We start from the raw sequence: 11121 nt of genomic DNA, 5'->3' as shown, positions 1-11121 counted from the left end.
GCTGCATTGAAACCATGACCGGCGAACCAAGAATACCACGCGCTTCTGTGCCGCCACCAGACACAAGTGCTCTACAGCAACCACATCAAGACAAGGCGTTGTTGCGCGACACACTCAAGGCGCAGCGGCGTGCGCTCGATCCGGCAGACAAGGCCGCGTGGGACGCGCGCATCGGCGCGCGGGTGCTGGCCTGGTGGCAAGCCAATCCCCACGCCTCGCTGGCCGTCTACTGGCCGCTCGCGGGCGAGCCGGACCTGGGCGCAGCGTACGCGGAAATGGCGGCGGCAGGCGTACGACTGGCGCTGCCCGTAGTCGTGGCGCGCCATGCGGCGCTGGAATTTGCCGAGTGGCTGCCGGGCGAGCCGACCGTGGCCGACCGGATGGGTGTGGCGGTGCCAGCCGAGTTGCGCATGGTGGCGCGGCCGCCGGCATTGCTGGTGCCGTGCCTGGGATTCAATACTTTGGGGTATCGCGTGGGGTATGGTGGGGGATTTTATGACCGGACGCTGGCGCCCGAGCCACGCGCGAGCACGGTGGGGATTGCGTATGCGTGCCAGTTGGTCGAGTTTGTGGGCGACGCGCACGATGTGCCGCTCGATCGGGTGATTACTGAAGCGTGATGTAACCAGGCATATCGAACGTGGGTTGAACGCGTGGACGGCAAGCCATCCACCCTACCGTTAACGGATCATGCAACGGCAACGTAGGGTGGACGGCTCTGCCGTCCACGCGGTGATCGTTGGCGGCACGATCACGCGGATGGCAAGCGGAGCCGTACGACCCAACCGTTCAAGGCCTGAGCCGCTGCCAGATCGCCGTCGTCGGCACCGCCTGGTTCATGCTGTAGAAATGCAGCCCCGGCGCACCGCCGGCCAGCAGCTTTTCGCACAAGCCAGTAACGACATCCAGGCCAAAGGCCTTGATCGACGCACTGTCGTCGCCGAAGCTGGCCAGCTTGAGACGCACCCAGCGCGGAATCTCCGCGCCGCACATGTCCGAGAACCGCATCAACTGCATGTAGTTCGTGATCGGCATGATGCCGGCCACGATCGGCACCGTCACGCCCAGCTTGCGAACATTGTCGACGAACGAAAAATACGCGTCGGCATTGTAGAAGTACTGGGTAATGGCAGCGTCAGCGCCGGCACTCACCTTGCGCGCGAACGCTTGCAGGTCGTCCTGCGGCGAACGTGCCTGCGGGTGCATTTCGGGATAGGCCGCCACTTCGATGCGGAACCAGTCGCCGGTTTCCTGGCGAATGAATTCGACCAGGTCGCTGGCATAGCGCAATTCGCCGGCGCCGCCGTAACCGCTTGGCAAGTCGCCACGCAACGCCACGATGCGCCGGATGCCGCTGTCCTGGTACTGCTTGAGGACAGCGCGGATCGACTCGCGCGTAGCGCCCACGCACGAGAGGTGCGGCGCGGCTTCGTGGCCGGCGGCCTGGATTTCCTGCACCGTTTGCAGCGTACCCTGCTGGGTACTGCCGCCGGCGCCGAACGTCACCGAGAAATACCTGGGCTGCAACTCGGCCAGCTTGGCCCGCGTCACGCGCAGTTTCTCGGCGCCTTCCGGCGTCTTGGGCGGGAAGAACTCGATACTGAAATCAGGAGTTTCCATCTTTGTCGGAGAGAAGCAAGGAAGAAAGCGCCCACGAAATGATGCTGTACAGGATGGCTGCCAGGAAGGCTGACCAGAAACCGGCCACTTCAAAGCCACCTATCATGTTCGCCACCAGCCAGAACAGCACAGCATTGATGACCAGGATGAACAGGCCCATCGAGAGCAGCGTCACTGGCAGCGTCAACAGCACCAGGACGGGACGGATCAGCGTATTGACCAGGCCCAGCACCAGCGCCGCGATCAGGGCGGTGCCGACGCTCGAGACTTCGACGGAGTGCATCAGGTAAGGGAGGGCCATCAGGGCCGCGGCATTGATCAGCCAGGTGATTAACAGGCGCATCGTTACAGACTTTCGTGGATTTGGATAAACGAAACGCCCCGAAAGGCGTTTCACAGAACAACGGAACAGCTAGTGCACAGTCCAGGACTGATTAATAGCGATAGTGTTCCGGCTTGTACGGACCGTCCTGGCTCACCGTGATGTACTTGGCTTGCTCGTCGGTCAGCGTGGTCAGCTGGGCGTTCAGCTTGCGCAGTTGCAGGCGCGCGACTTTTTCGTCCAGCTTCTTCGGCAGCGTGTACACGCCCACCGGATACTGCTCGGTGTTCATGAACAGTTCGATCTGGGCGATCGTCTGGTTCGCAAACGACGAGCTCATCACGTACGACGGGTGACCCGTACCGCAACCGAGGTTCACCAGGCGGCCTTCGGCCAGCAGGATGATACGCTTGCCATCAGGGAAGATGACGTGATCGACCTGCGGCTTGATGTTGTCCCACTCATATTTCTTGAGCGCGGCAACTTCGATTTCGTTGTCGAAGTGACCGATATTGCAGACGATGGCCTGGTCTTTCATCTTGAGCATGTGCTGCTCGGTGATGACATGGTAGTTGCCGGTGCAGGTGACGAAGATGTCGCCGTGTTCGCACGCGTAATCCATCGTCACGACGCGGTAGCCTTCCATCGCCGCCTGCAGTGCGCAGATCGGATCGATTTCGGTGACCCACACCTGCGCCGACAGTGCGCGCATGGCCTGGGCCGAGCCCTTGCCGACGTCACCGTAACCGGCAATCACGGCCACTTTACCGGCGATCATGACGTCGGTCGCGCGCTTGATGCCGTCGACCAGCGATTCGCGGCAACCGTACAGGTTGTCGAACTTCGACTTGGTGACCGAGTCATTGACGTTGATGGCCGGGAAAGCCAGCTTGCCTTCCTGGTGCATCTGGTACAGGCGGTGCACGCCGGTCGTGGTTTCTTCGGTCACGCCCTTGATTTCCGGCAGGCGCTTCGAGTACCACTTCGGATCACGTGCCAGACGGCCCTTGATCGCGTTGAACAGGCAGATTTCTTCTTCCGAACCCGGCTTGTCGAGCACCGACATGTCGGTTTCAGCGCGCACGCCCAGGTGCAGCAGCAGGGTTGCATCGCCGCCATCGTCCAAGATCATGTTGGCGTGGCTGTCGCCTGGCCATTCAAAGATGCGGTGGGTGTATTCCCAGTATTCGTCCAGGGTTTCGCCCTTGACGGCGAACACTGGCGTGCCGACCGAGGCGATGGCCGCGGCAGCGTGGTCTTGCGTCGAGTAGATGTTGCACGATGCCCAGCGCACGGTGGCGCCCAGTGCTTCCAGCGTGCGGATCAGCACGGCGGTCTGGATCGTCATGTGCAGCGAGCCGGCAATGCGCGCGCCCTTGAGCGGTTGCGTGGCAGCGTATTCTTCCTGAATGGCCATGAGACCCGGCATCTCGGTTTCAGCGATGCGGATTTCTTTTTCGCCCCAGGCGGCCAGGGAAATGTCGGCGACCAGATAGTCGGCAGTTTCTTTGAGTACGGCGTTCATCACGCCCTCCTTTCAATGATTAGAAAAAAGTAACGTGAGCGCAGTTGCTGATCCGAGCCTGGCTGAAAGGAGTCTTTCAGTCGCAACGCTCCTCGGAACGAAGTAGTTTAGCACGCTTGATCCGCCATGGATATGCTTGCCTGGCCGAGCACCGGGACACGGCGTGACCCGACAGCAACGCCCGACGGTTCAGCATTCACGGCTCGCCGTTGGCGCCGAACGTCCGGAATCCTGAACGTTCATTCAGGCGTTCCATGTAAGCGAGCACGGCCGGATAATCCGGCCGCTCCATCGGCGTGAGCAGCCAGCGGTTGACCGACAGGCCGATCACGACGTCTGCCAGCGAGAATTGCGCGCCGGTCACGTAGGCGCCGGTGCTGGCCAGCTGGCGTTCGAGGATGCCGATATGCCGGTGCCAGCTGGCGATACTCGCCGCGATCTGATCCGGGTCACGGTGCGCCGGGCTGCCCCGTACCAGTCCCATGAACGCATAGCGCCAGGCATTGTTCAGTTCGGTAGCTTGCCAGTCCATCCACTGCTCGACCAGCGCGCGGGCGCGCGGTGTGGGCGGCAGCAGGTGCTGTTCGGCGCTGTTGGCGCACAGGTAGCGGCAAATCGCGTTCGATTCCCACAGCACGAAGTCGCCATCGACGATGACCGGCACCGTCGCGTTGGGGTTAAGCGCAAGGAAGGCTTCCTGCTGGGGCGACTGAAAGCCTGCGCCCCAGTCTTCGCGCTTGAACGGGATGTCCAGTTCGCTGCAGGTCCACAAGACCTTGCGCACGTTGAGCGAGGCAGCTTTTCCGAGAATTTTCAACATGGGGTCTCCTGTGAATTGAATCAAACGGTGATGCGGCCTTCGAGATACAGCACGCATCCACCTTCGAGCTCGACCCGGCCGTCGACCAGCCGGCACGCCAGTTCGCCGCCGCGGCGCGATGCCTGGAAGGCGCGCAGTGTCGTCTTGCCCAGCCGCGCGCCCCAGTATGGCGCAAGCGCGCAATGGGCGCTGCCCGTGACGGGGTCTTCCGGCACACCTTTGGCCGGGGCAAAGTAGCGGCTGACGCAATCGTAGTCGCCGTCGCCCCGCGCCGTCACGGCCAGGCCGGGCCGCGCCAGGCGCCCGATGGCACCGAAATCCGGCGCGAGTTCGCGCACGACGCGTGCGTCTGCCAGCACGGCCGTATAAACGAAACCATCGTCGAGGACGTCGAGCAATTCGTGCGGATGGCAGCCCAAGGCCGCTGCCAGACCGGGCGGCGCCACTACCAGTTCTGGTTTGCGGGCAGGAAAATCCAGCACATAGCCGGTTGCTGAACGCCGCACCGGCAGCGGACCGCTCGCCGTATCGAACACGACCTCGGTGCGACCGGGTTCGAGCCGTTCCATGACAACCGCCGCGCTCGCCAGCGTGGCATGGCCACACAGCGGCACCTCGACCAGCGGCGTGAACCAGCGCAAGCGGTACTGCCCGTCATGCGGCACCAGGAACGCTGTCTCGGCCAGGTTGTTTTCGGCAGCGATCGCATGCAGCAGCGCCGTGTCGGGAAACGCGTCCAGCACGACGACGGCGGCCGGATTGCCGCCAAACAGCCGGTTCGTGAAGGCATCGACTTGATAGATGGGCAGTACCTGCATGGCGTCCTTCTAGTGCAATGGGCAAGAAAAAACCCCAAAAACTGCAGGGCAATTTTTGGGGTTCGCGGTGCTGTCGCGGTGCGCGTCAGGAACTTAGGCGATGCCGGCTGCTGCGCGCAGTTCGGCTGCCTTGTCGGTGCGTTCCCACGTGAATTCCGGCTCTTCGCGGCCGAAGTGACCGTAGGCGGCGGTCTTGGTGTAGATCGGACGCAGCAGGTCGAGCATCTGGACGATGCCTTTCGGGCGCAGGTCGAAGTGCTCGTTGACGAGCGCTGCGATCTTGTCGTCCGGGATCACGCCGGTGCCTTCGGTGTACACGGTGATATTGATCGGACGCGCCACGCCGATGGCGTAGCTGACCTGCACCTGGCACTGACGCGCCAGGCCGGCGGCGACGATGTTCTTGGCCACATAGCGGGCGGCGTACGCAGCCGAACGGTCGACCTTGGTAGGATCCTTGCCCGAGAACGCGCCGCCGCCGTGCGGGGCTGCGCCGCCGTAGGTGTCGACGATGATCTTGCGGCCGGTCAGGCCGCAATCGCCCTGCGGACCGCCGATGACGAAGCGGCCGGTCGGGTTGACCAGGAAACGGGTGTCCTTGAGCCACTCGCGCGGCAGCGTGGTCTTGATGATTTCTTCGATGACGGCTTCTTCGATCTGCGCATGGGTTACGTCAGGATGATGCTGGGTCGAGAGCACGACAGTGTCGACGGCAACCGGGCGGCCATTGACATAGCGCAGCGTGACTTGCGACTTGGCATCCGGACGCAGCCATGGCAGACGGCCATCCTTGCGCAGCTGCGACTGGCGCTCGACCAGGCGGTGCGCGTAATAGATGGCAGCTGGCATCAGCTCTGGCGTTTCATCGCAGGCATAGCCGAACATCAGGCCCTGGTCACCGGCGCCCTGGTCGAGGTCGATGCCCTTGCCTTCGTCGACGCCCTGCGCGATGTCCGGCGACTGCTTGTCGTAGCAGACCATGACGGCGCAACCCTTGTAGTCGATGCCGAAATCGGTATTGTCGTAGCCGATGCGCTTGATGGTGTCACGTGCGACCTTGATGTAGTCGACGTTGGCGTGGGTGGTGATTTCACCGGCGAGAACGACGAGGCCGGTATTGCACAGCGTTTCTGCAGCGACGCGGGCGGTTGGATCCTCGGTCAGGATCGCATCGAGGATGGCGTCGGAGATCTGGTCAGCCACCTTGTCTGGGTGGCCTTCGGAAACGGATTCAGAGGTAAAGAGGTAGTCGTTCGACATGAAGGCTCCTGTTACGGGTCATAATTCTGCCGCAGCAAACTGAGCCTGCGACGCTTTAGCGACATTTATATTCCGCTTCGCAAGTTGTCTGTTAACTCGGCGGATCCAGCATAAAGTGGTATTTTACGCTTCCTTGGAATTTTGGTGTGGAAACGCGCGTGGCGTCCGCTACCCAACAATCGACATGTTAGTTGTACTTTTTCGGATACTTTCCGTTTTCCCCTTGCCACTCCTGCACGCCCTGGGCGCAGCGATGGGTTGGCTGGTGTATGGCCTGTCGCCATCGTATCGCAAGCGCCTGCGCGCCAACCTGGCCCAGGCCGGCTATGACGCGCACTGGCGCGGGGCCGTGGCCGAGGCCGGCAAGGCCGCCATCGAGCTCGCGTTCGTCTGGTGCGCCAACCCGCAGCGAGTTGCCAGGCATGCCACGGTAGAGAATTGGGACCTGGTTCAGGCCCGGCTCGACGCCGGTCGCGGGATTGTCTTTCTTACGCCACACCTGGGTTGCTTTGAAATGACGGCGCAGCAAATCGCGCTGCGCACGACGCTGACCGTTATGTATCGCCCGCCGCGCAAGAGCGCATTGAAGCCGCTGGTCGAAGGCGCCCGTGCGCGCCACAACCTGCACCTGGCGCCGGCGAATCTGTCGGGCGTGCGCATCCTGGCCAAGACCCTCAAGGGCGGCCAGCCGATCGGCTTGCTGCCAGACCAGGTGCCGCAAGAAGGCGAAGGCGTCTGGGCGCCATTTTTCGGCCGCAACGCCTACACGATGACGCTGCCGGCCAAGCTGGCGCAGCTCGGCAAGGCCGACATCCTGCTGGTGTATGCCGAGCGCCGTCCGCACGGCGCCGGCTACATCGTGCGCTTCGTCGAGTTCGATGGCGACCTGTCCGGCACGGGTGCCGAGCAGGCAGCGGCGATCAACCGGGCGATGGAGCAACTCATTGCCCGTGCGCCAGCCCAGTATTTCTGGAGCTATAACCGCTACAAGCAGCCGGACGGCGTGGCGGGTCCGGACACCGAGGTCGCGCCATGAAGATCTTGCTGGGATTTATGTGGTTGCTGCATTTCTTGCCGTTGCCCATTCTGGGCCGCTTCGGCGAAGCGATCGGCAGCCTGATGTTCGTGATCCTGGGCAAGCGCCGCAAGATCGCGCTGACCAATCTGCGCCTGTGCCTGCCCGAGCTCGACGAGCATGCGCGCCGCACGATCGCCAAGCAGCATTTCCGCGCCTACGCCCGCAGCATCTTCGAGCGCTCGATCCTGTGGTGGGCGCCCGAAGAACGCGTGCGCAGCCTGATCCAGATCGAACCGTCGGTGCCGCTGGCCGCCATGCAGGACGGCCCGACGATCCTGCTGTGCCCGCACTTCGTGTGCCTGGACGTGGCCGGCATCGGCGCCCGTGTGATTCCGGTGTGCAGCATGTACGTGCCGCAAAAAAACGAAGACTTCGACCGCCTGCTGCGCCATGGCCGCGAACGCTACGGCCCGGTACGCCTGGTGACGCGCAAGGAAGGCATCAAGCCGATCCTGCGCGCACTGCGCGACGGCCTGCCCTATTTCATGCTGCCGGACATGGACTTCGGCGAGAAGGATGCCGAGTTCGTGCCGTTCTTCGGCGTGCCCGCCGCGACGCTGACCGCGCTGGGCCGGATTGCCGGCACGACCGGCGCCAAGGTCATCCCCGTGATTGCGACCTACCTGCCCAATTACCAGGGCTGGCGCGTGCGCTTTTATCCTGCCTGGGAAAACTACCCGGGCGACGATATGGTCGAAGCGACCCGCCGCATGAACGCTTTTATTGAAGAGCGCGTGCGCGAGGCGCCGGAACAATATTTCTGGACCCACAAACGTTTTAAAACCCGGCCGCCGGGTGAACCTTCGCTGTACGATTGAAGCCATGAAACTGAAATTCACCAAGATGCACGGCGCCGGCAACGACTTCATCGTTGTCGATGCGATCAACCAGCAGGTCGACCTGAGTATCGATCAATGGCGCCGCCTGGCCGACCGCCGCTTCGGCATTGGCGCCGACCAGATCCTGGTCGTGGAACGCCCGACCGACGCGGGGGTGGACTTTCGCTATCGCATCTTCAATAACGATGGCGGCGAAGTCGAGCAGTGCGGTAACGGCTCGCGCGCCTTCGTGCGCTTTGTCGTCGACAAGGGGCTGACACAGGCGCGCAGCATCCGCGTGCAGACCATGTCGGGCATCATCAACCCGCGCCTGGAAGACGATGGCAGCGTCACGGTCGACATGGGCGCGCCGCGCCTCGTACCGGCCGACGTGCCGTTCGACGAAAACGGCCTGGCAGGCATGGTCCAGGGTGACGACACCTTGTGGCCGCTACCGGTCGGCGACGAGACCGTCTTCGTGTCGGTCGTGTCGATGGGCAATCCGCATGCGGTGCAGGTGGTCGACGATGTCGATGCGGCGCCGGTGGAAGAGACGGGCCCGCTGATCGAGCGCCACGTGCGCTTTCCAAAACGCGTCAATGCCGGCTACCTGCAAGTGATCGACCGGCACCATATCCGCCTGCGCGTGTTCGAGCGTGGCGCGGGCGAGACGCTGGCCTGCGGCACCGGCGCCTGCGCCGCGGTCGTGGCCGGCATCCGGCGCGGCCTGCTCGATTCGCCGGTGCGCGTCTCGGCCCGTGGCGGCGAACTCAGCATCGCCTGGGCCGGCCCGGACCAGCCGGTGTATTTGAGCGGCCCGGCCGTGTCGGTGTTTGAAGGCGAAGTCGAGATCTGATCTTAAAGCCGCTCGGCCGTAGGGTGTATGCGACCGGCGGGGCGGGTTTCCCATCCACGCATCCAACGATCCCTGGTGCGCCACAACATCGATTTATGTTGAACGCGTGGGCGGGAAACCCGCCCAAGCTACTGACGTGCGCGTCAGGCCGCCAGTTCCACATTGGCGCCGGCTCCGTCGTCGCTGTCAGGCTGCGCGATGTTGAGCAGCGTGCGCAGCCGGTACAGGCGCTGGCGGTAATTGCCTTCCGGCCCGGCCGGGCCACAATCGACCGGCTCGAACAGGCGCACGATGCGGTCGAGCGCCTGGCGCTCGGGCCCCGGCGCCACCATCACCAACCGCCGCTTGCTGCGCCCGTAACTGGCGCGGATATCGATGATCAGGCAGTGGCCCTGGTCGGCGGCCACCACATCGAGCAGCAAGGCTTCGGGCCGCGACAGATTGAACAGCTGCGCCAGTTCGAGACGCGCCGCCAGCAGCGGATGCCCCGCCAGCGCCCCGGCGTGCAGCGCCAGCAAGGCCCCCGTATCGGTGTACGGCGTGGTGCTCAGGCGCGGCGCGATCTTGTGCAGCAGGCCGGCTGCGTCGGGTGCATCCTGCTGCGCCGCTTTTTGCAGCCAGTACACGGCCCGCACATCGTTGTTCTCGTTTTCGCGGCGCGCGCGCCAGGCGTTGTGGCCGCATTCGAGCTGGGCGTCGCGGTAACCCATTTCGGCCGCGCGTTGGAGGTAGCGCTGGGCATCGGCCACATTACGCTGTGAGAATTCTGGCTTGATGCAGATGCGCGACAGCGCGTACCACGCCTCGGCCAGCCCCTGCTCGCCCGCCAGCGTCAGCCAACGGATCGCCCGTTTGAAATTGGCCACGTGCGCGGCATGCGCATCGCCACTGCCAAGGCGCCGGCCATCCACCCGCATGCGCGCAGAACGCAGGCCCAGCGCCAGTTGCGCGTGGGGATCGTGTTCAGCGGCAGCCAGTTCCCAGAAGATGGCCAGCTCACCGGGATCGCAGGGCGCCTGCACAGCGCCGGCCGCATCACCAACGCCATCGACGCCATGGTCTCCCTCAAGTGCAGGATCCATCAGACGCGCGCAGCGCGACAGCAGCGTGATCTCATCCGGCGCGAACCGGCGCAGTTCGCCCGGCTCGCCGTGTTCATCGACCAGCGCCCGTGCCTGCGGCAACGCCAGGCGCAGATAGTCGGCCCAGCGCCGCGCGAACCACAACGCGTCGAGGCCCGCATGCTGCGCCATGGCGGCGCATTGCGCGGGCGAGAGTCGTGCGCAATGCGCCGCACCATTCTGCGCCCCATGCTGCGCGCCATGCCGCGCACCCTGCACCGCCTGCGTACGCGCCGCCATGGCCGGCGTGGCCGCCGCCCTGCTGGCGGCCTGCTCGTGCTGCCGGGTCAATAGCACCTGGGCATGCGAAAACCCGGCCCGCGCGGCGTCTTCGAGCGCGCGCACGGCTTTGGGCTGCTGCTGCGCGACCGGCGCCAGGGGATCGAGCACCAGTTGCGCAAACACGAAGCCGGCATGCACGCTGCCATCGTCATAGGCACGTTCGTACCATTGCGACACGCCTGCTGCATCACGCTGCGCCAGTTCAAGCGGGATATGGTTGCCGATCAATTGCCAGGCCGGCGGACAATCTTGCCGCGCCGCGCGCTCCAGCCAGTGCAGCGCGGTAGGAAGGCTTTGCGGCAAGCTGCTGCTGCCAAACAGGTACAGCTTGCCCAGCGCGAGCTGGGCTGCCACCTGGCCGGCACGGGCATTGCGGATGATCGCCAGTTCTTCGCGGTTAGCCATGGTTGGAATACGTGAAAGACATGACCTGAAAGCCATGGAAAGTATGCCTGCGACACACAGCGGCAACATGGAAGTTGCAAATATACAAGCTATCGGCACCATACGGCGCTGCTGTGCGAACGAGGCCAAAGTCTACGCCGTGGCAGATGGTGATTCGATTGGATTCCCGAGCCGATTGAGAGGTCACAAAACAGCA

11 protein-coding genes and 1 riboswitch are annotated in these 11121 nt (G+C 63.9%); of the genes, 4 read left to right on the top strand and 7 right to left on the bottom strand.

The genetic code is table 11. The features are described 5' to 3' along the window. The first annotated feature begins 14 nt into the window (after window positions 1-14). Window positions 15-620, top strand: coding sequence for a 5-formyltetrahydrofolate cyclo-ligase (locus tag NX775_RS17060; protein ID WP_258837078.1), 606 nt, complete (start codon window positions 15-17; stop codon window positions 618-620). 169 nt (window positions 621-789) lie between these two features. Here the strand turns inward: NX775_RS17060 and metF are convergent, their stop codons facing one another. From metF to metK, 6 genes are all read right to left on the bottom strand, one after another. Continuing rightward, complete coding sequence (metF, locus tag NX775_RS17055; RefSeq protein WP_183554502.1) at window positions 790-1620, bottom strand: methylenetetrahydrofolate reductase [NAD(P)H]; 831 nt, start codon at window positions 1618-1620, stop codon at window positions 790-792. Beyond that, entirely contained in the window at window positions 1607-1963 is a 357-nt protein-coding gene (locus NX775_RS17050; RefSeq protein ID WP_183554504.1) for a phage holin family protein, read from the bottom strand. The genes metF and NX775_RS17050 overlap by 14 nt, the downstream gene beginning before the upstream one ends. A 91-nt stretch (window positions 1964-2054) precedes the next feature. Beyond that, window positions 2055-3467, bottom strand: a complete 1413-nt coding sequence (gene ahcY / locus NX775_RS17045; protein ID WP_258837077.1) for an adenosylhomocysteinase — start codon at window positions 3465-3467, stop codon at window positions 2055-2057. A 29-nt stretch (window positions 3468-3496) separates the two neighbouring features. Next, a riboswitch (S-adenosyl-L-homocysteine riboswitch) is annotated at window positions 3497-3567 on the bottom strand. A 96-nt stretch (window positions 3568-3663) separates the two neighbouring features. Continuing rightward, entirely contained in the window at window positions 3664-4287 is a 624-nt protein-coding gene (locus NX775_RS17040) for a glutathione S-transferase family protein (RefSeq protein WP_258837076.1), read from the bottom strand. A 20-nt stretch (window positions 4288-4307) separates the two neighbouring features. Further along, a complete protein-coding gene (locus NX775_RS17035) occupies window positions 4308-5105 on the bottom strand; it encodes a PhzF family phenazine biosynthesis protein (RefSeq protein WP_258837075.1) in 798 nt (265 codons plus the stop codon). A 93-nt stretch (window positions 5106-5198) separates the two neighbouring features. Next, entirely contained in the window at window positions 5199-6365 is a 1167-nt protein-coding gene (gene metK, locus NX775_RS17030; protein ID WP_258837074.1) for a methionine adenosyltransferase, read from the bottom strand. Between the two features lie 184 nt (window positions 6366-6549). Between metK and NX775_RS17025 the strand changes: the two genes are divergently transcribed. Genes NX775_RS17025 through dapF form a run of 3 tightly spaced genes read left to right on the top strand, consistent with a single transcriptional unit; the run spans window position 6550 to window position 9117 of the window. Beyond that, entirely contained in the window at window positions 6550-7401 is an 852-nt protein-coding gene (locus tag NX775_RS17025; RefSeq protein ID WP_258837073.1) for a lysophospholipid acyltransferase family protein, read from the top strand. Continuing rightward, window positions 7398-8261 carry an LpxL/LpxP family acyltransferase gene (locus NX775_RS17020; protein ID WP_258837072.1) on the top strand — a complete coding sequence of 288 codons (864 nt, stop codon included), beginning with the start codon at window positions 7398-7400 and terminating at the stop codon, window positions 8259-8261. Before NX775_RS17025 ends, NX775_RS17020 begins: the two co-directional genes overlap by 4 nt. A gap of 4 nt (window positions 8262-8265) precedes the next feature. After that, window positions 8266-9117, top strand: a complete 852-nt coding sequence (gene dapF, locus NX775_RS17015) for a diaminopimelate epimerase (RefSeq protein WP_258837071.1) — start codon at window positions 8266-8268, stop codon at window positions 9115-9117. A gap of 143 nt (window positions 9118-9260) precedes the next feature. On the opposite strand, the gene NX775_RS17010 is transcribed toward dapF, so the two are convergent. Further along, window positions 9261-10925: a tetratricopeptide repeat protein gene (locus NX775_RS17010; RefSeq protein ID WP_258837070.1), complete on the bottom strand. Its 1665-nt coding sequence runs from the start codon at window positions 10923-10925 to the stop codon at window positions 9261-9263. Window positions 10926-11121 lie beyond the last annotated feature (196 nt).

Source organism: Massilia aurea, from assembly GCF_024753205.1.
Lineage (GTDB): Bacteria > Pseudomonadota > Gammaproteobacteria > Burkholderiales > Burkholderiaceae_D > Telluria > Telluria aurea.
Note: the sequence above shows the minus strand (reverse complement) of the source record. Positions and strands in the feature narration are given on the sequence as shown.

Coding starts and splice junctions, on each gene's coding strand:
- NX775_RS17060 (WP_258837078.1), top strand. CDS start 15: ATGACCGGCGAACCAAGAATACCACGCGCTTCTGTGCCGCCACCAGAC.
- metF (WP_183554502.1), bottom strand. CDS start 1,620: ATGGAAACTCCTGATTTCAGTATCGAGTTCTTCCCGCCCAAGACGCCG.
- NX775_RS17050 (WP_183554504.1), bottom strand. CDS start 1,963: ATGCGCCTGTTAATCACCTGGCTGATCAATGCCGCGGCCCTGATGGCC.
- ahcY (WP_258837077.1), bottom strand. CDS start 3,467: ATGAACGCCGTACTCAAAGAAACTGCCGACTATCTGGTCGCCGACATT.
- NX775_RS17040 (WP_258837076.1), bottom strand. CDS start 4,287: ATGTTGAAAATTCTCGGAAAAGCTGCCTCGCTCAACGTGCGCAAGGTC.
- NX775_RS17035 (WP_258837075.1), bottom strand. CDS start 5,105: ATGCAGGTACTGCCCATCTATCAAGTCGATGCCTTCACGAACCGGCTG.
- metK (WP_258837074.1), bottom strand. CDS start 6,365: ATGTCGAACGACTACCTCTTTACCTCTGAATCCGTTTCCGAAGGCCAC.
- NX775_RS17025 (WP_258837073.1), top strand. CDS start 6,550: ATGTTAGTTGTACTTTTTCGGATACTTTCCGTTTTCCCCTTGCCACTC.
- NX775_RS17020 (WP_258837072.1), top strand. CDS start 7,398: ATGAAGATCTTGCTGGGATTTATGTGGTTGCTGCATTTCTTGCCGTTG.
- dapF (WP_258837071.1), top strand. CDS start 8,266: ATGAAACTGAAATTCACCAAGATGCACGGCGCCGGCAACGACTTCATC.
- NX775_RS17010 (WP_258837070.1), bottom strand. CDS start 10,925: ATGGCTAACCGCGAAGAACTGGCGATCATCCGCAATGCCCGTGCCGGC.